This is a genomic window from Cytobacillus sp. FSL H8-0458 (genome assembly GCF_038002165.1).
GTDB lineage: Bacteria > Bacillota > Bacilli > Bacillales > Cytobacillaceae > Cytobacillus.
Genome location: NZ_JBBOBR010000001.1, coordinates 2,508,362 through 2,531,594 on the forward strand (window position 1 = coordinate 2,508,362; position 23,233 = coordinate 2,531,594).

General features: G+C 42.8%; 21 protein-coding genes. 2 read left to right on the plus strand and 19 right to left on the minus strand.

The features are described from left to right. Positions 1-221: 221 nt before the first annotated feature. Both NYE23_RS12165 and NYE23_RS12170 read right to left on the minus strand, forming a co-directional pair. Positions 222-1,898 (minus strand): DAK2 domain-containing protein, encoded by a 1,677-nt coding sequence (locus NYE23_RS12165; protein ID WP_341078144.1) that lies wholly within the window; start codon positions 1,896-1,898, stop codon positions 222-224. Positions 1,899-1,914: 16 nt separating this feature from the next. Beyond that, a complete protein-coding gene (locus NYE23_RS12170; protein ID WP_009330806.1) occupies positions 1,915-2,277 on the minus strand; it encodes an Asp23/Gls24 family envelope stress response protein in 363 nt (120 codons plus the stop codon). 448 nt (positions 2,278-2,725) lie between these two features. On the opposite strand from NYE23_RS12170, the gene rpmB reads away from it, so the two are divergent. Then, positions 2,726-2,914 carry a 50S ribosomal protein L28 gene (gene rpmB, locus NYE23_RS12175; protein WP_019381740.1) on the plus strand — a complete coding sequence of 63 codons (189 nt, stop codon included), beginning with the start codon at positions 2,726-2,728 and terminating at the stop codon, positions 2,912-2,914. A 143-nt stretch (positions 2,915-3,057) separates the two neighbouring features. Here rpmB and spoVM read toward each other — a convergent pair whose 3' ends face one another. From spoVM to NYE23_RS12260, 17 genes are all read right to left on the minus strand, one after another. Further along, complete coding sequence (spoVM, locus tag NYE23_RS12180) at positions 3,058-3,138, minus strand: stage V sporulation protein SpoVM (protein ID WP_019381739.1); 81 nt, start codon at positions 3,136-3,138, stop codon at positions 3,058-3,060. Between the two features lie 174 nt (positions 3,139-3,312). Then, complete coding sequence (locus NYE23_RS12185) at positions 3,313-3,960, minus strand: thiamine diphosphokinase (protein WP_341078146.1); 648 nt, start codon at positions 3,958-3,960, stop codon at positions 3,313-3,315. Positions 3,961-4,029: 69 nt separating this feature from the next. Beyond that, on the minus strand, positions 4,030-4,680 hold the full coding sequence (gene rpe, locus NYE23_RS12190; RefSeq protein ID WP_341078147.1) for a ribulose-phosphate 3-epimerase: 651 nt from the start codon (positions 4,678-4,680) through the stop codon (positions 4,030-4,032). 3 nt (positions 4,681-4,683) lie between these two features. Next, a complete protein-coding gene (rsgA, locus tag NYE23_RS12195; protein ID WP_341078149.1) occupies positions 4,684-5,565 on the minus strand; it encodes a ribosome small subunit-dependent GTPase A in 882 nt (293 codons plus the stop codon). 15 nt (positions 5,566-5,580) lie between these two features. Further along, positions 5,581-7,566 carry a Stk1 family PASTA domain-containing Ser/Thr kinase gene (gene pknB, locus NYE23_RS12200; protein ID WP_341078151.1) on the minus strand — a complete coding sequence of 662 codons (1,986 nt, stop codon included), beginning with the start codon at positions 7,564-7,566 and terminating at the stop codon, positions 5,581-5,583. Beyond that, positions 7,559-8,323 (minus strand): Stp1/IreP family PP2C-type Ser/Thr phosphatase, encoded by a 765-nt coding sequence (locus NYE23_RS12205; RefSeq protein WP_341078152.1) that lies wholly within the window; start codon positions 8,321-8,323, stop codon positions 7,559-7,561. The genes pknB and NYE23_RS12205 overlap by 8 nt, the downstream gene beginning before the upstream one ends. 4 nt (positions 8,324-8,327) lie before the next feature. Beyond that, the gene (gene rlmN / locus NYE23_RS12210) at positions 8,328-9,413 is read right to left on the minus strand and encodes a 23S rRNA (adenine(2503)-C(2))-methyltransferase RlmN (RefSeq protein WP_341078154.1); all 1,086 of its coding nucleotides are present in this window, start codon (positions 9,411-9,413) and stop codon (positions 8,328-8,330) included. Continuing rightward, positions 9,414-10,769: a 16S rRNA (cytosine(967)-C(5))-methyltransferase RsmB gene (rsmB, locus tag NYE23_RS12215; RefSeq protein ID WP_341078156.1), complete on the minus strand. Its 1,356-nt coding sequence runs from the start codon at positions 10,767-10,769 to the stop codon at positions 9,414-9,416. Further along, positions 10,766-11,716 carry a methionyl-tRNA formyltransferase gene (gene fmt / locus NYE23_RS12220; protein ID WP_341078158.1) on the minus strand — a complete coding sequence of 317 codons (951 nt, stop codon included), beginning with the start codon at positions 11,714-11,716 and terminating at the stop codon, positions 10,766-10,768. Before fmt ends, rsmB begins: the two co-directional genes overlap by 4 nt. After that, positions 11,713-12,198 carry a peptide deformylase gene (def, locus tag NYE23_RS12225; protein ID WP_341078161.1) on the minus strand — a complete coding sequence of 162 codons (486 nt, stop codon included), beginning with the start codon at positions 12,196-12,198 and terminating at the stop codon, positions 11,713-11,715. Before def ends, fmt begins: the two co-directional genes overlap by 4 nt. Positions 12,199-12,305: 107 nt before the next feature. Beyond that, complete coding sequence (priA, locus tag NYE23_RS12230; RefSeq protein ID WP_341078162.1) at positions 12,306-14,720, minus strand: primosomal protein N'; 2,415 nt, start codon at positions 14,718-14,720, stop codon at positions 12,306-12,308. Next, positions 14,717-15,925, minus strand: a complete 1,209-nt coding sequence (coaBC, locus tag NYE23_RS12235) for a bifunctional phosphopantothenoylcysteine decarboxylase/phosphopantothenate--cysteine ligase CoaBC (RefSeq protein ID WP_341078163.1) — start codon at positions 15,923-15,925, stop codon at positions 14,717-14,719. Before coaBC ends, priA begins: the two co-directional genes overlap by 4 nt. 195 nt (positions 15,926-16,120) lie before the next feature. Beyond that, positions 16,121-16,342 (minus strand): DNA-directed RNA polymerase subunit omega, encoded by a 222-nt coding sequence (rpoZ, locus tag NYE23_RS12240; RefSeq protein WP_035328865.1) that lies wholly within the window; start codon positions 16,340-16,342, stop codon positions 16,121-16,123. A gap of 2 nt (positions 16,343-16,344) precedes the next feature. After that, positions 16,345-16,959, minus strand: a complete 615-nt coding sequence (gmk, locus tag NYE23_RS12245) for a guanylate kinase (protein ID WP_341078164.1) — start codon at positions 16,957-16,959, stop codon at positions 16,345-16,347. 10 nt (positions 16,960-16,969) lie between these two features. After that, complete coding sequence (remA, locus tag NYE23_RS12250; RefSeq protein WP_026585597.1) at positions 16,970-17,233, minus strand: extracellular matrix/biofilm regulator RemA; 264 nt, start codon at positions 17,231-17,233, stop codon at positions 16,970-16,972. Positions 17,234-17,293: 60 nt separating this feature from the next. Further along, positions 17,294-18,166, minus strand: coding sequence for a YicC/YloC family endoribonuclease (locus tag NYE23_RS12255; protein ID WP_341078165.1), 873 nt, complete (start codon positions 18,164-18,166; stop codon positions 17,294-17,296). 177 nt (positions 18,167-18,343) lie between these two features. After that, entirely contained in the window at positions 18,344-21,022 is a 2,679-nt protein-coding gene (locus NYE23_RS12260) for a calcium-translocating P-type ATPase, SERCA-type (protein WP_341080709.1), read from the minus strand. Between the two features lie 463 nt (positions 21,023-21,485). On the opposite strand from NYE23_RS12260, the gene NYE23_RS12265 reads away from it, so the two are divergent. Next, complete coding sequence (locus NYE23_RS12265; protein WP_341078168.1) at positions 21,486-23,201, plus strand: Rqc2 family fibronectin-binding protein; 1,716 nt, start codon at positions 21,486-21,488, stop codon at positions 23,199-23,201. Positions 23,202-23,233 lie beyond the last annotated feature (32 nt).

Here is a 23,233-nt window from a genome sequence, read left to right on the forward strand (position 1 = left end):
GCCAATTGTATGTTCTTTCAGGCAGTCCGCCATCCCTCCCTGCTCCGTTACTTTTATATACAGGCTTATGAAGCGCCTGCTTTATAACTAGCACATTGTGATTAAAAAACGCAAGAAAGTAACCTTAAACCTAATAAGAACTCATGCTTCAAAGCATTTATTAAAGGTCTAAAATGGACAAAAGCGAAGGCTGGGCCCTCGCTTTGTTTATTGTTTACTGGTTATTCAATTGCGAAAATGAAAGAGTATAGAGGCTGTTTTCCATCATGAAGCTCAACCTCAATATCTTCATATTTATCTTCAATATAGCTGATAAGTGAGTCTACTTCCTCATCTGCTGCATCTTCACCTTTTAAGACGGTAAGGATCTCAGAGTCTTCGTCGATCATTCCTTCCAGAAGATCTTTGGCAGCCTGTACTCTATCCTTGTTTTTCACAACAATTTTGCCGTCTGCAATGCCCATGAAATCATCTTTTTCGATCTCAAGGCCATCGATGCTTGTATCACGGACAGCAAACGTGATTTGGCCTGTTTTCACATGCTGAAGAGCATCTGTCATGCCTTCTTCGTTTTCTGTAAGGTCAGCACTTGGATTAAAGGCAAGAAGTGCCGCCATTCCCTGAGGAACAGTCTTTGAAGGAACAACCACTGCTTCTTCTTCAGTCACTTCTGCAGCCTGCTGTGCAGCCATAATGATATTTTTATTGTTTGGCAAAATGATTACTTTTTTTGCATTTACTTCTTTGATGGCTTTTACAATATCTTCCGTGCTGGGATTCATTGTCTGTCCGCCTTCAATGACAGCATGTGCACCGATGCTTCGGAAAAGATCCGCGATGCCGCTGCCCATTGATACTGTCACAATTCCGTACTCCTGCTTTTCTTTTGGCTTAGCCTGCGCCGCCAAAGGTGTAGGAACATCTTCGACTAAGTTGGTGTGCTGCTGGCGCATGTTTTCAATCTTCATATTGATTAAACTGCCATAGCGCTGTCCGTATGTCAGGCAATCTCCCGGCTTTTCAGAGTGGATATGTACTTTTACAAGCTGCTCATCCGCAATCACCAGAAGTGAGTCGCCATATTGGCTTAAGTCCTGGCGGAACCTGTCTTCTGAAAAAGGATTAGCAGAGATTTTTTCATCTTCAAATTTGACCATAAATTCAGTGCAATAACCGAACTCAATATCCTCAGTGTTCATAAAACTGTGAACATTTTTATGGTGTTCTGCGCTAACCAGGTCATCCATCTTTGGAAGGGCTGCCGGTGTATCAGGAAGTTTTTCGCCCTTTAGCTCGGCAAGGAATCCTTCATATACAAAAACAAGGCCCTGGCCACCGCTGTCTACAACCCCTACTTCTTTTAAGACTGGAAGAAGATCTGGAGTGCGGTTTAGGGAAGCCCTTGCTTCTTTTAAAACTTCCTCCATAATCACGATGATATCATCTTCATGATTAGCAGCCTGAACCGCTTTCTTAGCGGAATCTTTTGCAACAGTAAGGATCGTTCCTTCAACAGGCTTCATCACAGCTTTATATGCCGTCTCTACACCAGAATTCAGAGCATCAGCAAACTCTTTTCCACTGATAGAAGCTTTATGTTCAATCGCTTTTGAGAAGCCTCGGAACAGCTGGGAGAGAATTACTCCCGAGTTCCCTCGTGCTCCCATAAGCAAACCTTTAGAAAGAGCAGTGCCTACCTTTCCAATATGCTCCTGGATATTAGCTTTAACTTCCTTTGCTCCGGAAGTCATTGACAAATTCATGTTGGTTCCTGTGTCTCCATCAGGAACAGGGAATACATTTAACGCATCCACTAATTTTGCATTAGCAGATAAATGGTTCGCTCCTTGTATGACCATTTCGGCAAAAAGCTTCCCATCTAAATCTTTTTTTGACACAAGTCTTTCCTCCTCACTACGGGTTCGTTACTCGAACTCCCTGAACGTAAATATTAACCGAGTCAGTGCTAAGCCCAACTGTTTTATCAAGGGTGTATTTCACTTTAGATTGCACATTGTGGGCAACCTCGGAAATTTTCGTTCCGTAACTTACAATAATATACATATCGATATGTACTTCATCTTCTTCCTGGCGAACAATTACACCACGGGTAAAATTCTCTTTTCGCAGTATATCTGTCAGGCCATCCTTAATTTGATTTTTAGAGGCCATTCCTACAATGCCGTAGCAGTCAACTGCTGCTCCGCCTGCGATTGTTGCAATTACATCATTAGAGATATCAATTTGCCCGAAATTTGTTTTTAATTCGATGGACATGGTTCGTTCCCCCTTTGGAAATTGCTTTTCATAAAAGCTTCTTCAGGCACTTCCGCTTAACGATAGTGCTGGCTTTCCCCTGAATTGCACCCTGGAGGCTAAGCCTTCCGGCAAGAGACAATTCACCTTTTTTAGCTGGGCAGCGGTCTTTCTAACCTCAAAGCTTAAAGCATACCTTATAATATTTTACTATATGGGCTGTGATATTGAAAGTCATACTTCTCCATCTCTATTATAGCTCATGTTCCATCCCCCTATGTCAAGGAAATTTTCTTGAAAGCAAACTATTGCAATCAGAAGGGTTGTATGATAAATTATTAAAGTATCTTTTAATGTCGAAATCCGCACATGGATTCCGCATTAATTCAGATGGATGAATCTGACTATTGCAGATGAAAGCATTGAAAAATAGTTTCAGCTTATGCTTTTAGTAAGGAGGGAAACATACATGCCACGCAAATGTGTAGTAACTGGTAAAAAAACAACTTCAGGTAACGCACGTTCTCACGCAATGAACGCTAACAAGCGCACTTGGGGTGCTAACCTTCAGAAGGTACGTATTCTTGTAGACGGTAAACCTAAACGTGTTTGGGTTTCTGCAAGAGCACTTAAATCAGGTAAAGTTGAGCGCGTTTAACATGCTCAGGGACATCCCTTTTGGATGTCCTTTTTATTTCCTTTTTTGGCCCACTATCATTCTCCCCCATTTAGGCAAAAAATAAAAGCACCCCAGGTGAGGTGCCAAGTTTTGATGCTATTTTCTTTTTAATTTATGGGTGTCTACCCCTTTTTGAAGGTCCCTAACATGGCACGCACAATGCCCCCTAAAAATTTAGGAAGTTTGATTGTATAAAATCTCATTACTCGTGTCCCTCCTCACGATCTTACGCATCCATTCTGTCCTTAAATCGTCTTTACCATCTTATTCAAATAATTAAAGATGAGTACTCATGATTAAAAAAAATGATCAGAAAGCAATTCATGCTAAGACTCTTATCCAGCTTTCCCGCATCTTGCAGGGAAGCGGCCCGGCACTTAATCCTTGCTTCTTACAACCATTAATATGCCTTCAGTAAAAGAAAAAGTACCACAATCATCAATAAGTTCATTACTGACACAAAGAGTAGAACCGGCAGGAACGGTCCGATCTGTCAGCGGATACTTGAAATTTCTCAGGGTGAGGCCTTTAATTTCCATAGTGACCGGAACAAACGAAATGTATTTGAAATTTGAATGCTGCTTTATGCTGTATTTACCTGGAGTCTTAATATAAATCTTATTAGACTTGTCAATAATTTCGACAGGAACAAAGTCTTCCGCCAGTGCAGGCTTTATTAACAGCTGAATGTTTGCGAATAAGTGGTCAAGCCTGCCGCCTGTGGCACCAAACAAACGGACTTTTTCAGGTTTTTGGCCGAGTGCCCAATTCAGGGCAAGCTCCATGTCCGTTTCATCCTTCTCCGGCTTGAACCTGTTCAGCTCTTTTACATTTTCTTCAATGAGCAAAAGCTCTTCATCCGACACCGAATCAAAATCACCAAATGCCATTTCCGGCTGAATGCCACTTTGAATTAGAGTAAGCACCCCTCTGTCTACTCCGACCCAAATATCAGCTGTATTACTGAACGAATGCAGATCAGGCAGCAAGTCATCTGGGCCGCCAGCTAAAATATTGATAATCATTATACATTGCTCCATTCATATATGTATCTTATATGACAAAAAGCCAGCTGTATTCCAGCTGGCCTTTTTTTATTGCGAACCCTTTAAAGCAGCAATCGCCGCTGCTCTATCTTTCTGATTATAAATTGCAGACCCGGCAACCAGTACATTGGCTCCAGCTTCAATGCACAATCGGGCTGTTTCTTCATTCACTCCGCCGTCCACTTCAATTTCAATGTTTAGACCTTTCGCGTCAGCCAATTCCTTAACAGCTGCAATCTTAGGCAGAACGGCTGGGATGAATTTTTGCCCTCCAAAACCAGGATTAACAGACATAAGCAATACCATATCAATATCTTCGATAACATGCTCTATCATATTAACTGGTGTAGCTGGATTAAGAACCACTCCTGCCTTGACGCCAAAGGATTTAATAAAATGAACCGTTCTGTGAAGGTGCTTGCATGCTTCTGCATGAACAGTGATATAATCGGCCCCCGCATTAGCAAATGCCTCAATGTAGCTATCCGGATCTTCTATCATTAAATGAACGTCAAGGGGCAGCTTTGTTACTGGACGAATGGCATCAACTATTAATGGACCAATTGTAATATTCGGCACAAAATGGCCGTCCATTACATCGACATGAATATAATCAGCGCCGCCGTGTTCAACATCTTTAATCTCTTCTCCCAATTTAGAAAAGTCTGCCGATAAAATAGAAGGTGCGATTTTTACCATGAATTAATACCTCGGCTTTCTATCTTTGATTTCCTGCAGAAAGGTTTTGTAATGTTCATACCTGTAGGATGGAATTTCACCGTTTTCACAGGCGGCCTTTACAGCGCATTTAGGCTCAGCCATGTGCAGGCATCCTCTAAATTTGCAAAGTTCGCTTTGCTCCTGAATTTCCGGGAAGCAATAATTGAGATCCTCCAGTTCAATATCTGTGAATTCAAGTGAGCTGAATCCCGGGGTATCAGCAACAAGCCCTTTTCCAACCTCGATCAGCTCTACATGCCTGGTCGTATGCTTTCCCCTGCCCAAATGTGAAGAAATGTCATTTGTTTTCAGCTCCAGGTCCGGTCTTAGAACGTTTAACAAAGAAGATTTCCCCACCCCTGACTGCCCGGCAAAAACAGATATCTCACCTTCCAGGTAGGGCATCAGATCTTTAACGCCTTCTTCTGTTTCAGATGAAGTCAGCAAAACATCATAGCCGGCTTTGCGGTAATCTGAAGCATATTGCTGTATCTCCCTATACTCATTTTCGTCCGCCAGATCAATTTTAGTAATGCAGATGAGCGGCTTTATATGATTGAATTCAACCAGCACCAGGAAACGATCCAGAAGGGATGTGCTAAAACCCGGTTCAACAGCTGAAAATACAAGAATGGCCTGATCAACATTGGCAATCGGCGGACGAATCAGCTCATTTTTCCGTTCCTTTACTTCTAAGATGTATCCTTCTGTATTACTTTCTGCCTGAAACACTACTTCATCACCGACAAGCGGTGTAACTTTATTTTTCCTGAAAACTCCGCGTCCGCGGCACTGAATGGTTTCATTTCCGCTTAATACATAATAAAACCCTGCTAAGGCTTTAATAATTTTGCCCTCAGGCATAGCAACACTCCTTGCTTATGATTCTTCATCAGGATAAGGTATTTCCTTTTCCTCAAAAACCTGGCCATCCCGCAGAACCTTATAAGTGGCATTCTGTCCGGGAGCTATTGTCAGATCAATTGGTATTACCACATCTTCATATATCAGCTCTGTATGCATTGGTTCAGAACCTGTATTATTCATATCCTTAATGAAAATCTGAACTTCATTCGGCTCACCTTCTGCGGCAGGCTCATATGGAACGCTGATCTCAATATTTTCAGTCTTTGGAAGGAGTTCTTTTTTTCCTTTTGAAAGAACTACTGTCACCTTCTGTCCCCTTGTCAGATTTGTGCCTGCTGCCGGGTCCTGTTTGATGACCAGCCCTTCAGGGACTTCCTCATGGTACTCTTCTTCCCCATATTCTACTTTCAATCCGGAGGATTCTTCGTACTCCTGCAGACCCTTTTCGTTATAGCCGCGTAAATCTTTTAATGCTATTGGCGCCGGTCCTTTGCTCACAGTGAAAATCAATTCTGTATCCTCTGGAACGACAAGGTCGCCTTCTGATAAGTTTTGATCCAGAATGGTCCCAGCCGGCTCACTATCATCGGTTTCTTCGTTTTTTTCAATGCTTTTAAAATTTTTGCTTTCAAGCAGGCGGACAACATCATCATATTGCCTGCCCTGGTAATCTGCTAATTCAAATTTTTCTTTGCCTGAGCTTTCATAGATATCAATGGAGGTTCCCTCTTTGACAGTTCTGCCTGCTTTCGGATCTGTTTTAACTACCAGGCCTTCTTCAACTTCAGGATCACTGATCGGCTTTGTATCCCTAACCGTAAAACCTGCGGCAATCAGCTCTGCTACTGCATCTTCCACCTCTTTGCCGGATACATCCGGAACCTGAACATCCTTTGGCTCCATCAGATCAGGAAAAACAGTTATGGCCAGGATCCCTGTCACAATCAGAAATAAAAAGACTGATACCAGGATTATCGGCCATTTCTTTTTCTTCTTTTTTTCTTTTTTCTTCTTTTCAGGGAGAGGCTTTGCCACAGGCTGAGTATCTCCCTTGGGATCCTTTGCATGCACAAGGGTTTCGTCCATACTTTGATATGGGCGGTCATCTGTAATAACAGGTATAGCTTTTGTAGCATCATCGTCAATTGGCACTATGAACTTTTTTTCATGCAGTCTTTCGGGCTCAAGAGCTGTTCTGATATCTTCTTCCATTTCTTCAACGGTATCATACCTGTGAAAAGGATCTTTAGCGGTCGCTTTTAAAACGATATTTTCAACACTTTGCGGTATGGATGGATTCCATCTCTTCAGGGAAGGTGTCTCAGATTGCAGGTGTTTGAGTGCTATTGATACCGCAGATTCACCCGAAAAAGGAAGCCTGCCTGTCAGCAGCTCAAACATAACAATGCCAAGGGAATAGATATCAGACTTTCTGTTGGCCATTCCCCCTCTGGCCTGTTCAGGAGATAGATAATGAACAGAGCCTAACACTGAATTGGTCTGGGTTATGCTGGTAGCGCTTAATGCCATGGCAATTCCAAAATCAGTAATCTTAACATTACCATGCCTGTCTATCAAAATATTATGCGGTTTTATATCCCGGTGTATGATATGGTTCTGATGTGCATGAGATATGGCTGAGGTCAGCTGTTTCAAAATTTCCAGGGCATCATCTATGCGAATAGGGCTGTTTTGCTGTATGTATTGCTTTAACGTTTGTCCATCTACATATTCCATTACAATATAATAGATTGTATCCTCCTCGCCAACATCATAGATATTGACGATATTCGGGTGTGCTAAGCTGGTAGCAGACTGGGCTTCACGATGAAAACGGCGGATAAATTCTTCATCTTCGGCAAAGTCCATCCGAAGCACTTTCACGGCTACATCACGATCAAGAATCATATCATGGGCCAGGTAGACATTCGCCATGCCTCCTCCGCCAATCATATCAATAATCTTATAGCGGCCGCTTAATCTTTTTCCCTTAATCATCACTTATCATCCCGCTCTCATTGCTTTCATAATACTCAGCAATCACGAGCGTAATATTGTCTTCGCCGCCATTATCATTGGCCTTTTCAATCAGCACTGAGGCTTTGTCTTCCAGTGTACCTCCGTTTTTGAGGATTTCACTCATTTCAGCCACAGCTACCTTGTTGGACAATCCGTCAGAGCATAATAATAATAAGTCGCCTTCTTCAAATGTAATAGTTTTAACATCCATCTCAACAGCTGCTTCAGTTCCCAATGCTCTCAGCAGCACATTTTTTCTTGGATGATGCTCGGCATCTTCCTTTGTAATCTGCCCTGATCTTACAAGTTCATTTACCAGGGAATGGTCTTCCGTCAGCTGCTGAAAACCTGATTCATTTAAAATATAACATCTGCTGTCGCCGATATTCGCAATAGTCGCAAAACGGTCGGTACATATGGCAGCAACAACAGTAGTGCCCATACCTTCGCATTGTTCATTCACTTTTGAATGTTCATAAAGGATGGTGTTGACCTCTGCAATATGCTTCTGCAGCCACCCTTCAGCCTCATCGGCAGTCTGAAAGTCATCTGTCTGATCCCAGAATCCTTTTAAACTTGTTAAAGTCATTTCGCTTGCCACATCGCCAGCACGGTGGCCGCCCATGCCATCTGCTACGATGGCAAGGCGCTGGCCGCTGCTGTTCACATAGATGCCGCCATTATCTTCATTATGCTGCCTGACTTTGCCTCTATCTGTCATGAAAACAGCTTTCATTCTGTCACCTCGTCTCCTCTTTTCGCTCCTTTGCACGAAGTTGTCCGCATGCTGCATCTATATCGTGACCGTGCTCCCTGCGAATGGTTACATTAATGCCGTGATTCTTCAGTGTCTTTTCAAAAGCAAAAATTTGATCCTTGGGTGTTCTTACATAATCCCGTTCAGGCACATAGTTTACTGGAATCAGGTTAACATGGCACTTTACATTTTTTATTAACTTTGCCAGCTCTTCAGCATGTTCCACCTGATCATTTACTCCTCCGAATAAGCCATATTCAAAGCTTACACGTCTGCCTGTCTTATTTATATAATACCTGATTGAATCCATAAGGTCCGGCAGCTTATATGCTCTATTTATCGGCATCAGGCGGCTCCTGATCTCGGTGTTTGGAGCATGTAAGGAAATTGCGAAATTAATCTGCATATTTTCATCTGCAAATTTATAAATTTTCGGGATGATTCCGCTTGTCGAAACAGTGATATGGCGTGCGCCGATATTCAGCCCTTTATCATGGTTGATAATTTTAAGGAATGAGAGCATGCTGTCATAATTATCAAAAGGTTCACCGATCCCCATAATGACAACTGAGCTGACCCGTTCATCAGTTTCATCAAGTGCCTGTTGTACTTTTACGACCTGAGCAACGATTTCTCCTGCTTCAAGATTACGTTTTAATCCGCCTAATGTGGAGGCACAGAATGTACATCCGATTCGGCAGCCCACCTGAGTGGTTACACATACTGAATTCCCATAGTCATGCCTCATCAGTACAGTTTCAATCGAATAGCCATCATGAAGTTCAAATAAGAATTTTATTGTCCCATCAGCTGACTCCTGCTGGATGATCGTTTTAAGGGTTGTCAGCGAAAAACTTGCTGATAGCGTATCCCGCAGCCCTTTTGACAGATTCGTCATATCCTCAAAAGAGGTAACTCTCTTTGTGTAAAGCCAATCAAATATTTGCTCAGCCCTGAAGGCTTTCTCATTATTTTCTTTAAGCCATTCCTTCAGCTCATGAAGCTGTAAAGTATAAATGGATGGTTTTTGTTCTGCTGCTGTAATTTTCTCTGCTGCTTTTTGTTCCATTTATTGCACCTTCTTTCTCAGACAGGCAATATAAAACCCGTCCGAACCAATATCCTGCGGTAAAATCTGCAGTTCAAAGCCATCTATTAATGGAGCAATCGCATAAGGCATCCGCTCCTGAACAGATAGATCTCCTTCAAATTCCGCATTGTCCTCTAAAAACGCGTGAACAACATGCTGATTTTCTTCTTTGTCCACTGTACACGTACTATAAACAAGAATACCACCTTTTTTCAGTAAAGGTGAAACGGCATCCAATAGACTCCTCTGAATCTTATGGAGGTGATATAAATCTTCTTCTTTTTTGGTGTATTTCATATCAGGCTTTCTTCTCATAACTCCAAGACCTGAACATGGAGCATCCAATAATATGCGGTCAAAGGATTCTTTTTCATAATGCTCCTGGACTTTTCTGCTGTCAAGGGCGTTTGTCTTAATATTTGTCAGTCCCAGTCTATCGGCATTATCATTTATCAGCCTTACTTTATGCTCGTGAAGGTCCAATGAAATGACCTGACCGGTATTTTGCAGTTTTTCTGCTATATGTGTCGTTTTTCCTCCCGGAGCTGCACAGGCATCAAGGATCTTCTCATTGGGATTTCCTCCAATGGCATAAGCAGCAAGCATGGAGCTTTCATCCTGAATAGTAATCAGCCCATCTTTGAAGACACGGGAATTGGCCAGATTGCCTCTTAAACATTTAATGGCAGCTGGAATAAACGGACTTGGCTCCACTTCAAATCCCTCTTCCTGAAGAAGTGACAGGCACTCCTCCCTTGAAGCCTTTACTTCATTTACCCTTGCCGTCTGCAGCGGGGCAGTTAAGTTTATTTCACACATTTTCTTTGTTTCTTCAAATCCAAGCTGATCGTCCCATCTTTTTACAAGCCATTCGGGATGGCTGGTCTCAATGGAGAGGCGCTTCACCCTGTCCTCAATTTGTTCGGGATCCGGAAGCCCCTTCCTCTGAATGTTTCTCAGCACACCGTTGACCATGCCGGAAATTCCTTTATGCCCTCTTCGCTTTGCTATTTCTACTGCCTCGTAAATGACTGCCCGGTCAGGAATTTTATCAAGATAAACCATCTGATACAGTGTCAGCCTCAAGAGCTGATTTACCCAGCTTTCGATTTTTTTATTGCCTGCCAAAAAGGGCTTCAGGTAAAAATCGAGTGTCATCCGGCGCTGAAGGGTACCATATGTCAGTTCAGTAAGCAGCCCAATGTCCTTCTGGTCAATTTCATTCTTTTTTATGGCGTTATTCAGTAAAAGATTGCTGTAGGACTGATTTTTTTCAATCGACTCAAGAAGCTCCATTGCCGTTTCTCTAACATTTTTTGTCTGTAGTTTTTTCATTCGATGTCTCCCAGACGGCCGCCGGCAGTGAGATTGGACCCAGCACCTCTTAAAAATTGTTCTGCTGGCATCTTTTTCTTTCCTGAAGGCTGCAGTTCAGTTATTTTAACGGCTGTATCATTCCCTGCTGCCACAACGATCCCGTCTTCCTCAAGCCTGATGATTGTTCCCGGTTCTTCACTTTTAGCTTGTTTGACTTTCTTTGAATTCCAGATTTTAACCACTTTGCCATCAAATGTTGTATAAGCAACCGGCCATGGGTTTAACCCTCTAATGTGATTATAGATTTCTTCTCCGGTTTTGCTCCAGTCGATTTTTTCCTGTTCTCTTTTAATGTTATAAGCAAAAGTGGCTTCTTCTTCATTTTGCCTGATGGGATTCAGTTCACCATTCAGCAGTTTCGGCAGAGTTTCAGACAATAGCTTGGATCCTGCCTCGCTAAGTTTATCGTGAAGAGTGCCAACTGTATCTGTTTCAGTAATCGGCACCTCAACTTGTGTTAGTATATCGCCGGCATCCAGCTTTTCAGCCATATACATAATGGTGATTCCTGTTTTTTCTTTCCCCTGAAGAATGGAGTAATGAATGGGTGCACCTCCACGCAATTCCGGAAGCAATGATGCATGTACATTTATACAGCCAAACATAGGCGCATCCAGAAGCTCCTTGGGCAAAATTTGACCAAACGCCGCTGTGACAACAAGGTCAGGCTTAAGAGCAAGAACTTTCTCCAGCTCTTCCGGCTGGCGGATTTTTTCAGGCTGATACACAGGAATGCCCTGTTTTTCAGCTTCGACTTTTACAGGAGGGGGAGTAAGGACCTTTTTCCTTCCAACCGGCCTGTCAGGCTGAGTAACCACTCCGATTACTTCATATCCGTCCTCTATTATTTGCTTTAGTACCGGCACTGAAAAATCGGGTGTGCCCATAAAAACGATTTTTGTCATTCAGCTTCCAATCCTTCCAACTCTTCTTCATTCAAGTATCTTGTTACTTTTGAGGTAAATAGCACCCCATGCAAATGATCAATTTCATGGAGGATCGCTCTTGCCAGGAAACCCTCAGCCTCCAGGGTAAAAAATTTCCCTTTGCGGTCCTGCGCCTTTATTTTGACATATTCAGGCCTTGTAACTTCACCATATAACCCTGGAAAACTCAAGCACCCCTCAGGGCCTGTCTGCTCCCCATCCGTTTCAAGAATTTCCGGATTGATCATTTCAATTGTTCCAAACTCATCATCTATATCAACAATGGCAATTTGCAGTTTTTGCCCAATTTGCGGAGCAGCGAGCCCGACACCATCGAATTCAAGCATCGTATCATACATATCATTTAACAATTTGCCAAGCTTCTTATCAAAGACTTTAACTGGTTCGCATTCTGCCTCCAGAATTTCAGCCGGATAAGTAACAATTTTTTTTACCGCCAAAACATTTCCTCCATTTTTATCTATTTTCAACCAATTTGGGTTTATTCATAACCAGAAAAGCACAAGCTCCTTAGTGCACTTCTTCTAAAAGCTGACTCTTTTAGAAACTACATTAAAATATATGGATTCAGGTCAATTGAGACGGTTAGGCCACCGGCAGAAATTTCCTGCTGGTAATTATCCAGAATCTTTTTCAGCGTCTGGCCTAGTTCCGGCTCCCGCTTGTATTTTATCAGACATTGATACCGATATCTATTATTGATCCGCGGTATCGGGGAGGCAACCGGACCAAGAACAATGCTCTCTGCAGATAATTTTGACTGAATGTACTGCGTGATCTTCTCGGTTACCGAAACAGCCTTCATTAATTCCTCGTGGCTGACGGTGACAAGGGAGATATAGAAGAAAGGAGGATATCTATGGATTTTGCGGACCATCATTTCTCTATCATAAAATTTATCGTAATCCTGCTCCCCCGCAAGCTCAATACTATAATGTTCAGGAGTGTAGGTCTGGATGATTACCTCCCCTTCTAATTCATGCCTCCCGGCTCGCCCGCTTACCTGTGTCAGCAGCTGAAAGGTTTTTTCAGAAGAGCGGAAATCAGGCAAGTGCAGCATGGTGTCTGCCGAGAGTACGCCCACTAAAGTAATATTGGGGAAATCAAGGCCTTTAGCAATCATCTGGGTCCCAAGAAGAATATCTGCATGTCCTTCCTGGAATTGATCGAGGAGCTTTTCATGTGCACCCTTTCTGCTGGTGGTGTCGACATCCATCCGGATTACCTTCGCTTCCGGCAGAATCTTTGCCAATTCCTCTTCCACTTTCTGCGTACCGGTCCCAAAATAGCGGATATGCTCACTTTCACATTCCGGGCATGCATTCGGCACCGATGCCTCATATCCGCAGTAATGGCATTTCATCTGCTGGTTATAACGATGATATGTCAAAGATATATCACAATGCGGACAATTTATAACATATCCGCAGTCCCTGCACATAACAAATGAGGAGTGCCCTCTTTTATTTAAAAATAATACGATCTGCTCTTTTTTTACAAGACGGTCTTTTATTTTTTCAAGGAGCTTCCTTGAGAACATAGACCGGTTACCTTCTCTCAGCTCTTCCCGCATATCGATGATATCAACGGCAGGGAGAGCCTGATTGTTCATTCTGTTTTCGAGAGTGAGCAGATGGTAAACTCCTTTTTGTGCCCGCGCGAAAGACTCCAATGAGGGAGTTGCACTGCCGAGCACCACAGGACATTTATGATTTTCCGCTCTTTTGATGGCAACGTCCCTTGCATGGTATCTTGGGTTTTCTTCCTGCTTATAGCTGGTTTCGTGCTCTTCATCAATTATAATAATTCCGAGATTTTCAAAGGGGGCAAAGATCGCCGACCGGGCTCCTACAACAACCTTGACTTCCTTACGCTGAATCTTTCTCCATTCATCATACTTTTCTCCAGCTGAAAGGCCGCTGTGCATAACCGCAACCTGATCGCCAAACCTTCCTTTAAAGCGTTTGACCATCTGCGGAGTTAAGGAAATCTCAGGAACAAGGACAATGGCTTCTTTGCCATCCTCAAGAACCCGCTGGATGGATTGCAGATAAACCTCCGTTTTTCCGCTTCCTGTTACTCCATAGAGCAAAAAGGTTTCATGCCTGTTATCTCCAATGGAATCAAGGATGGGGATAATGGCTTTTCTTTGTCCATCAGTCAAAGAGAGCGGTTCGGTTCTTTCGAATTCACGGTCTCCAAAAGGATTGCGGTAAATTTCCACGTCCTTCTGGCCAAGCAGCCTTTTTTGCAAAAGCCCTTTTAACGTAGAAGAGGTGATTCCAAGCAAGGAAAATAACTCTTTCTGATCGACCGGCCCTTCCTCCTGAAGAAAATACTCCAGCACTTCCTTTTGCTTAGTTGCATTGCCAGGAAGGTTTTGAAGGTAATCAGCAAGCTCTTTAGGGGGAGAGGCAGCAAACACCTGCTTGACCTTTTTCTTTTTCACCCGTTCTTTTACCTGGTAAATTATTTCGATATTTCCATTGGATGCTTCCTTCTGAAGAAGCGGCAAAGCACCGCCCTTTACTGCATCATCCCAGGTAATTTCTTCAGCATTCTGAAAGAGTGTACATACTTTTTCAGGGAGCAGCTTACGATCTGCATTTTCCGCCATGACAAGCTTCTTTTCATATTTTGCCTTCAATGCTGCAGGCAGCATAGCCTGAAAGGCTGAAATTTTGTAGCATAATGTTTTTTCTGTCAGCCATTCACCAAGGATTAAAAGCTCCTGATTAAGGACTGGATTTAAATCCATCGGCTCTAAAATGGATTTTAACTGCTGAAAATCCGACTCTGCTTTTATTCCTGTAACAAACCCCTGTATTTTCCTCGGCCCAAATGGAACAACCACCCTCATCCCGGGGAAAATGACACCTTTCAGATGAGAGGGTATTTTATAGTCAAACGCCCGGTCAGTCTGTTTGGCAGGAACATCGACAATTACACTGGCTATATTCATTCATGCTCATCCTTTAGAAGCTTGGAGGCTTCTTCAAGAATTTTTTCGGCAACATCTTTTTTAGACATTAGCGGAAGTTTTTCCGATGATCCATCCTTTTTAAATAATGTAACAATATTAGTGTCAGTTCCAAAGCCAGCACCTTCTGCTGTTACATTATTGGCAACGATCATATCGGCGTTTTTCTTCATTAGCTTGCCCTTAGCATACTCTTCGACCTGTTCGGTTTCAGCCGCAAATCCTATCAGGATTTGCTTCTCCTTTTTTTGTCCCAGCTCGAACAATATATCCTTTGTTCTTTCAAGCTCCAATACTTCATTCCCGGGCTTTTTCTTCATTTTTTGCGCAGAAGTCACCTTTGGACGATAATCGGAGACTGCAGCGGTCTTTATGACAACATCGGCATGGCCAAATTCATTTATTGCCGCATGGTACATTTCTTCAGCAGATTCCACCTTTATCAGTTTTAAGCCGGCAGGCGCATTAATTGAAACCGGGCCGGATATTAATACAACTTCAGCACCTGCAGAGACGGCAGCTTCCGCTATTGCATAGCCCATTTTCCCCGTAGAATGGTTCGTAATATAACGGACAGGATCAATTTTTTCCCTCGTTGGGCCTGCAGTTATAACCACTTTCCGGCCAGTAAGCTCCAATCTGGAAGGCTTGAAAAACTCACTAATTGTTTCTGTAATTTTCTCAGGCTCTTCAAGCCTGCCTTTTCCAACATAGCCGCATGCAAGATACCCTTCTGAAGGCTCTATGAATCTGCAGCCAAAACCATATAAGGTTTCAATGTTTTTTTGGACAGCGGGATGGCTGTACATATGCACATTCATTGCAGGTGCAACCCAGATCGGTGATGATGCAGCCAAAAGGGTTGTTGTGATCATATTATCTGCAATTCCATTGGCAAGCTTCCCGATTATATTTGCTGTAGCCGGAGCAACAAGAATTAAATCGGCCCAATCAGCCAGGTCGATGTGAGCAATAACCTTTGAGTCTTTTTCATCAAAAGTGTCGGTGTAAACATCATGTCTTGAAAGGGCCTGAAAAGTTAATGGTGCAACAAAATTAGCAGCCGATTCACTTAGGATAACTTTCACCTGCGCCCCGGCCTGTGTCAGTTTGCTTGTTAAGGCTGCAGCCTTATAAACAGCAATTCCTCCGGTTACACATAATAATATCTTCTTTCCAGTCAGCATTATATGACCCCACCAATCTCAAAAATAATTCTTCTCTATGAAAACGGCCTGGCTATCTATTTCTATACAAAGCCTGGCCATTAATGGCAATTAGCTTTCATGATAGTTTTATTATGCAAGAAGAGCAGTGAATTTTCATCTAATAAAACCTCAAACAAAAATAACAACCTTTTGAAAGGTTGTTATTCAGCGATTTCACTCGTATGATTCATTGGCTGTTTTTTCGCCCAGGCGGTAATGAAGCTGGTCTGCATGTATTTCCTCAAGTGCTTTGCCCACATTTTTATGTGATTTGTATCTTTCAAGCTGCGGTCTGGCATTAAGCTGAAGCTTGCGGGCACGCTTGGCAGCAACAGAAACAAGTGAATATTTGGAGTCAATCTTTGTCATTAGAGAATCAATAGAAGGATAAAGCATATTTATTCAACCTCCAGCATTTTTTTATATTTAGGTTCTACACGTTCCCTGCGGCAGTGTTCAGCTACCACAATGGATTTTATTCTTTCACAGGCCAGATCGATTTGATCATTCTCTACAACATAATCATATAGATTCATCATTTCAATCTCTTCTTTCGCTGCGTTCATGCGATTGTTGATGATATCTTCTGTCTCTGTCCCTCTCGTCACGATACGGTTCTTAAGCTCTGATAAACTAGGGGGAACCAGGAAGATGAATAGGCCGTCCGGAAATTTCTCGCGTACCTGGCGGGCACCCTGAACTTCAATTTCAAGGAAAACATCTTTGCCGCGGTCGAGTGTTTCTCTTACATAATCAACCGGTGTTCCGTAGTAGTTCCCGACAAACTCTGCATATTCAAGCAGCTTATCCTGTCTGATGAGCTCTTCAAACTCCTCCCGCGTTTTGAAAAAGTAATCAACTCCATCGACTTCTCCTTCTCTCGGAGATCTCGTTGTCATTGAAATAGAATATTCAAACGCAGTATCAGACTGAGCAAATATCTCTTTTCTTACTGTTCCTTTTCCTACACCTGAGGGGCCGGATAGAACGATCAATAACCCTTTTTCTTCCATTTATAAAATCCTACCCTTCCTCAATAATTTCATCACGGTCATTTAATCGGTGCGCGACGGTTTCCGGCTGGACCGCAGACAAAATGACATGGTCACTGTCCATAACGATAACTGCCCGGGTGCGCCTGCCATATGTAGCATCTATTAAAGAGCCCCGGTCCCGTGCGTCCTGAATAATCCGTTTTATCGGGGCAGATTCGGGACTGACTATTGATATAATCCGGTTGGCAGATACAATATTGCCAAAACCGATATTGATCAGCTTAATTGACATTTGGGTCCTCCAATCATCAGTTATTTAGTTTGACCCCCAGAGCCGGAATCTAAACAACTGCTATTCAATATTTTGAACCTGTTCCTTCATTTTTTCCAATAAACTCTTTATTTCTACCACTTCGGCAGCTATATCTGCACTATTTGCCTTGGAACCGATCGTATTGGCCTCCCGGTTCATTTCCTGCAGAATAAAGTCGAGCTTTCTTCCTGCCGGATCTGTAAGCTGAAGTGTATGCTCAAACTGGCTTATATGGCTTTGCAGCCTTATCAGTTCTTCACTGATATCCGCTTTATCAGCGAATACCGCTACCTCTGTCAAAATTCTCGGCTCATCCACCTGGCCATCAAGAAATTCCTTCATACGCTTATGCAATCTTTCCTGGTAAAGCTGTGCAACCCTTGGTGCATACTCTCTCAGTTTGCTGACACTATTGGTTAAAAGACTAAGATGGCTGCGAAGATCTTTTTCCAGCTCATCGCCCTCTGCTTGCCTCATTTGCATTAAATGCAGGCATGCCTCTTCAGCAGCAGAAAGGACCAGCTGGCTCATTTCCTCATTGCCGGACTCTTTTTCTTCAATGCCAATTAATTCTTCGCGAATGACATCCCCGATGGATAGCTCCCTTTGAATTTGATACTTTGCTTGAATTGCAGTTATGTATTGATAATATTCATCTAATAGTTCCCAGTCAACATTTACTTTCCTGCTGGCCAGGACATCGCCGTCAATGGTGATAAAAACCTCGATTCTTCCTCTTTTGAGATGCTTATTAAGCTTTTTCTTTATTTTGTCTTCTATATGCATCAGCTGTCTGGGCATTCTTATTTGAAATTCGGAAAAACGATGATTTACAGTTTTTATTTCAACCGTAATGGAGCCTTGCCCGAAATCTTTCTTGCTTCTGCCATAACCAGTCATGCTTACTGCCATTTCTCACACTTCCTTTTGGGAAAAGCACAGCTTATAAAAAGCACTTACTTTCAGTTAGCGGCATGATGCCTGTGCAGTTTATGTATAAAAACCAAGTAGTGATGGAGATTTATATGTTTGCGCAAAAAAGAAAGGTAATAGAGTTCTTCTCTACTACCTAAAGGATTATAACATATTTTATTTTGTTTTTCTTGCCAAAAATGTGCCTGCCAGTAAAAATGTTGGAATGGCTGAGAGTCCTGTGATCATAAACCAGTCGCGCATTTCAATAGGGACAGTATGGAAAATTGGCTGAAGCGGCGGATAGTATATGACAATCAGCACTAAAACAAGGGAAGAGATGACTGCCCAGACTAAATATTTATTGCCAAATGGATTTCTTGAGAACACGGATTTTTCACTGCGGCAATCAAATACATGAATCAGCTGAGCTATTACCAATGTGGCAAACGCTACTGTCTGTGCGTATGCAAGATGATCCGGATTTGCCCGGTAGGCAAAAATAAACGCCAGTAATGTCACAAGCCCAATTAAAAATCCTCTGGAAACCACTTTCCAGCCAAGCCCTCTTGAAAAGACACCTTCCTTAGGGCTCCTTGGCTTCCGCTTCATCACATTCTCCTCAGGCTGGTCAAGGCCCAGAGCCATTGCCGGAAGTCCATCCGTTACGAGGTTCACCCAGAGAATCTGAATTGGCACTAATGGCAGCGGAAGGGCTAGAAGCATAGCAAACAGCATAACCAGAATCTCACCAACATTTGATGCAAGCAAATACCTGATGAACTTGCGGATATTTTCGTATATATTTCTTCCTTCTTTTATCGCGGCTTTTATGGTAGCAAAATTATCATCAAGCAATACAAGTGCAGATGCCTCTTTAGCAACATCTGTGCCTGTAATGCCCATTGAAATGCCAATATCTGCTGCTTTAATGGCCGGAGCATCATTAACTCCATCACCTGTCATGGCAACGATATGACCTCTATTCTGGAGAGCCTTGACAATTTTCAATTTGTGCTCAGGCGATACTCTGGCAAATACTGCGACATCCTCAACCACATCTTCAAGGTCTTCTACAGACATCTCTGCCAGGTCTTTGCCCTGAAGTACTTTCGAACCTTCTGTTAAAATCCCTAACTGTTTTGCAATGGCCTGTGCTGTAATCACATGATCTCCTGTGATCATGATCGTTTTGATTCCTGCTTCCCTGCATTCCTTGACTGCTTCTTTAACCTCCGTCCTTGGCGGATCAATCATCCCCTGCAGCCCGATAAACGTTAATCCCTTCTCCGCCTCTTTTTCATCAAGAATGACATTTTTAGATGGGATTTCTTTATAACCAATTGCGATGGTTCTTAATGCTTGTGAAGCCAGGTCTTCTATGGCCGCCTGAATTTCACCTGAAAGCTCCCTCGAAAGAATCTGCCGTCTTCCCTCCCAAAGAACCGATTCACTTTTCCCGACTAAGACATCGGGGGCACCTTTGGTAACAATAAATTGTCTTCCATTATGATCCTTTACCACAACACTCATCATTTTTCTGGCAGAGTCAAACGGAAACTCATTAATAATCTGAAATTGATTCAGCAGACTGCTCCTGTTATAGCCAGCTTTCATGGCTGCTACAAGGAGAGCACCTTCAGTTGGGTCACCGTCAATCACAAACTCATTATTTTTCTGCTGTATTTCCGCATGGTTGCATAGCATGCCAAACATCAGCATCTGCTGGAGCGCTTTATCACTTTTCGGCTCAATTTGGCTCTCATTTCGATAAAACTGCCCTTGCGGCTCATACCCGACTCCATCTACTCTCCATTCTTTCCCTCCGCTCCAGAGATGGGTGACGGTCATTTTGTTTTGGGTCATGGTTCCGGTTTTGTCTGAACAAATAACAGACGCACATCCAAGTGTTTCAACTGCAGGAAGCTTCCGTACGATTGCCTTTTTCCTGATCATTCTTTGAACACCAAGCGAGAGCGCTACCGTGACAATGGCCGGCAGCCCTTCGGGAATTGCCGCAACAGCCAATGAGACACCAGCAAGGAACATTGTATATAATTCCTGTCCCTGTATCACGCCTGCCGCAACGACGAGAACTGTAAGGAAAATCGCTGCCGTAATGAGGATTTTGCCGAGTTGTTCCAATCTCCGCTGAAGCGGTGTTGTCATGGTCTCGGCATTTTGCAGAAGATCAGCAATTTGTCCCATAGCGGTATTCATCCCTGTACCGACAACCACTCCCAATCCATTGCCGCGGGTCACCATTGTACCCATAAAAGCCATATTTTCCATATCGCCAATAGCGAGGTTAGGCGTTTTCAGGGAACCGGTCCTCTTTTGAACAGGCAGCGACTCTCCCGTTAAAGCAGACTCCTCAATTTCAAGGCTATTGGATTCTACTATTCTTACATCTGCCCCCACTCTGTCGCCCGTGGAAAATTTAAGCAGATCCCCGACTGCCACTTCTTTAGAAGGAATTTTCTTCCACTCTCCATCCCGAAGAGCAATCACTTGGGGAGCGGATAACTCTTTAAGTGCACTTAGCGACTTTTCCGCTTTCCTTTCCTGAAAAAAGCCCAGAAACCCATTTATGATTACAATCGCAATAATGGCAATCGCATCAATATATTCACCAAGCAGCCCCGAAATCAAGGTGGCAGCTAATAAAACAAGAACCATGAAATCTTTAAATTGACTAAAAAATAAGAGTAAAGCAGACTGCTTTTCTCCCTCTTTCAATTCATTAAAGCCATATTGTTTGTGGCGTTTTTTTACATCATCCTCTGTTAAGCCTGCCTTAATGTCTGTATTTAAGGCCTGCTCAACTTCCCTTTCATTCATTTCATGGAACTTCATCCGGACATCACACTTCCTCCTTTGTGGTTTGAGAAAAGCCATGAGTGCCTCCGGTGCAGGGAATAAACCGAAAAAGAATCCCGTAAGCACTCACTGCCAGACTTTAAAGAGAATCCGCCAAATGGCAGATTATCCTCTACTGCTAAATTAAGGCAGAGTTGTCCAATCTCACTCTAAAGAAAGCATATTCAGCCCTGTCCAAAAAAATGCTATTATTAAAAAGAAAAGCGGAAGGCGCCCGCTTATCGGCGACAAGCATAAGACGAGCCGGCATGAAGGTTGTTTTTAACCTTCTTGACGGATTGGCTTATGACCTCGAGCCGATGGCGCCCGGAGCTAGACAGTATTAGAAAGCGGAAGCTCCTTGCATATAGATAACCAAGCATTAAAACTTGATTTTTACTCAATAAATGAAAGAATATTGTATATCTAATGTAATTTTTATAGAAGAGGATGTTCTAATATGTCATTTGATGGTTTGTTCACAAGAGCTATGACGAAAGAGCTTATAGATGTTTTAAAGGGCGGCAGAATCAATAAGATTCAGCAGCCATATAAAAATGAAATCATTTTAGTTGTGCGGGCAAACGGGAAGAATCACAGGCTTTTGCTGTCAGCCCATCCAAGCTACGCGAGAGTCCAGCTGACGAATGAAACACACGAAAACCCTTCAGAGCCCCCGATGTTCTGCATGCTTTTAAGAAAGCACCTGGAAGGCTACATACTTGAAGATGTCCATCAAATCGGGCTTGACCGTATAATCGTGTTTGAGGTGAAAGGCAGGAATGAGATTGGCGATACATCCTATAAACAGCTGATTGTTGAGATTATGGGCAGGCACAGCAACATTACGCTGGTGGATAAATCCCGCAACATCATTCTCGACAGCATCAAACATGTTTCTTTTGCCGTTAATAGCCATCGTGCGATTTTGCCCGGACAGGAGTATATACTCCCTCCATCTCAGGATAAAATGAATCCCTTCGAGGCGGATGAAGAAGCTATACTGCGTAAGATTGATTTCAACAGCGGGAAAGTTGATAAACAGCTAGTGGCGGGCTTCTCCGGAATCTCACCGCTTTTTGCAAAAGAAGTGATGCACCATGCAGGTCTTGTAAACAGGACAACTGTTCCTAAGAGTTTCCAGCATTTTATTGACTTGCTGAAAGTCCATAGAATAAGGCCGGCCATTACAGAAGGGGAAAATAAAGAAAGCTTTTATTTATTGCCTCTTCAGCATTTAAAAGGGGAAAGCCGGGAGTTTAATTCCCTGAGTGAAATGCTGGACCGCTTTTATTTTGGCAAAGCCGAAAGAGACCGGGTCAAACAGCAATCCAATGATCTTGAACGGTTTATAGTAAATGAAAAAGAAAAGAATGAGAAGAAAATTGAAAAGCTGAAAAGGACCCTTCATGAAGCGGAAAATGCCGATAAACATCAATTATATGGGGAATTGATCACGGCAAATATTTATGCCATTCAAAAGGGTATGAAGGAAGCTGAAGTCGTCAATTATTACGATGAAAATGGCGCTTCTGTGATGATTCCTTTGGATCCTCAAAAGACTCCTTCGGAGAATGCACAAAAGTATTTTACAAGATACCAAAAAGCAAAGAATGCCGTAATTGCAGTAAAAGAGCAAATTAAAAAGGCAGAAGAAGAAGCGGCATACTTCGAGTCTCTTCTTCAGCAAGTAGAAACGGCATCAACAAGAGACATTGCCGAAATAAGAGAAGAGCTTGCAGAAGGCGGTTATATTCGTGAAAGGCAGAAGCGGGGAAACAAGAAACAGCAAAACCTAAAGCCTGTTTTGGACCGTTATACTGCCACTGACGGAACGGAAATTCTAGTCGGGAAAAACAACAAGCAAAATGACTATTTAACGAACAAATTAGCCGGAAGGGATGAAATCTGGCTGCATACAAAAGATATCCCCGGTTCACATGTGGTGATTCGAAGCAAGGAACCGGCAGAAGACACAATTCTTGAAGCTGCATCCCTCGCAGCTTACTTCAGCAAGGCACGCAATTCCAGTTCCGTACCTGTTGACTTCACCCAAGTCAGGCACGTGAAAAAGCCAAGCGGCGCGAAACCTGGATTTGTCATATATGACAATCAGCAGACTGTTTACGTTACGCCTGATGAAGAAACGGTTCTGTCCTTAAAACAAAATCTTTAAATAAATGAAAAAAGCAAGCTCCGATGCTTGCT

What these genes read in the sequence shown, in the direction of transcription:
- NYE23_RS12170 (WP_009330806.1), bottom strand. Translation starts at nt 2,277, where the DNA reads ATGTCCATCGAATTAAAAACAAATTTCGGGCAAATTGATATCTCTAAT.
- rpmB (WP_019381740.1), top strand. Translation starts at nt 2,726, where the DNA reads ATGCCACGCAAATGTGTAGTAACTGGTAAAAAAACAACTTCAGGTAAC.
- spoVM (WP_019381739.1), bottom strand. Translation starts at nt 3,138, where the DNA reads ATGAGATTTTATACAATCAAACTTCCTAAATTTTTAGGGGGCATTGTG.
- NYE23_RS12185 (WP_341078146.1), bottom strand. Translation starts at nt 3,960, where the DNA reads ATGATTATCAATATTTTAGCTGGCGGCCCAGATGACTTGCTGCCTGAT.
- rpe (WP_341078147.1), bottom strand. Translation starts at nt 4,680, where the DNA reads ATGGTAAAAATCGCACCTTCTATTTTATCGGCAGACTTTTCTAAATTG.
- rsgA (WP_341078149.1), bottom strand. Translation starts at nt 5,565, where the DNA reads ATGCCTGAGGGCAAAATTATTAAAGCCTTAGCAGGGTTTTATTATGTA.
- pknB (WP_341078151.1), bottom strand. Translation starts at nt 7,566, where the DNA reads ATGATTAAGGGAAAAAGATTAAGCGGCCGCTATAAGATTATTGATATG.
- NYE23_RS12205 (WP_341078152.1), bottom strand. Translation starts at nt 8,323, where the DNA reads ATGAAAGCTGTTTTCATGACAGATAGAGGCAAAGTCAGGCAGCATAAT.
- rlmN (WP_341078154.1), bottom strand. Translation starts at nt 9,413, where the DNA reads ATGGAACAAAAAGCAGCAGAGAAAATTACAGCAGCAGAACAAAAACCA.
- rsmB (WP_341078156.1), bottom strand. Translation starts at nt 10,769, where the DNA reads ATGAAAAAACTACAGACAAAAAATGTTAGAGAAACGGCAATGGAGCTT.
- fmt (WP_341078158.1), bottom strand. Translation starts at nt 11,716, where the DNA reads ATGACAAAAATCGTTTTTATGGGCACACCCGATTTTTCAGTGCCGGTA.
- priA (WP_341078162.1), bottom strand. Translation starts at nt 14,720, where the DNA reads ATGAATATAGCCAGTGTAATTGTCGATGTTCCTGCCAAACAGACTGAC.
- coaBC (WP_341078163.1), bottom strand. Translation starts at nt 15,925, where the DNA reads ATGCTGACTGGAAAGAAGATATTATTATGTGTAACCGGAGGAATTGCT.
- rpoZ (WP_035328865.1), bottom strand. Translation starts at nt 16,342, where the DNA reads ATGCTTTATCCTTCTATTGATTCTCTAATGACAAAGATTGACTCCAAA.
- gmk (WP_341078164.1), bottom strand. Translation starts at nt 16,959, where the DNA reads ATGGAAGAAAAAGGGTTATTGATCGTTCTATCCGGCCCCTCAGGTGTA.
- remA (WP_026585597.1), bottom strand. Translation starts at nt 17,233, where the DNA reads ATGTCAATTAAGCTGATCAATATCGGTTTTGGCAATATTGTATCTGCC.
- NYE23_RS12255 (WP_341078165.1), bottom strand. Translation starts at nt 18,166, where the DNA reads ATGGCAGTAAGCATGACTGGTTATGGCAGAAGCAAGAAAGATTTCGGG.
- NYE23_RS12260 (WP_341080709.1), bottom strand. Translation starts at nt 21,022, where the DNA reads ATGAAGTTCCATGAAATGAATGAAAGGGAAGTTGAGCAGGCCTTAAAT.
- NYE23_RS12265 (WP_341078168.1), top strand. Translation starts at nt 21,486, where the DNA reads ATGTCATTTGATGGTTTGTTCACAAGAGCTATGACGAAAGAGCTTATA.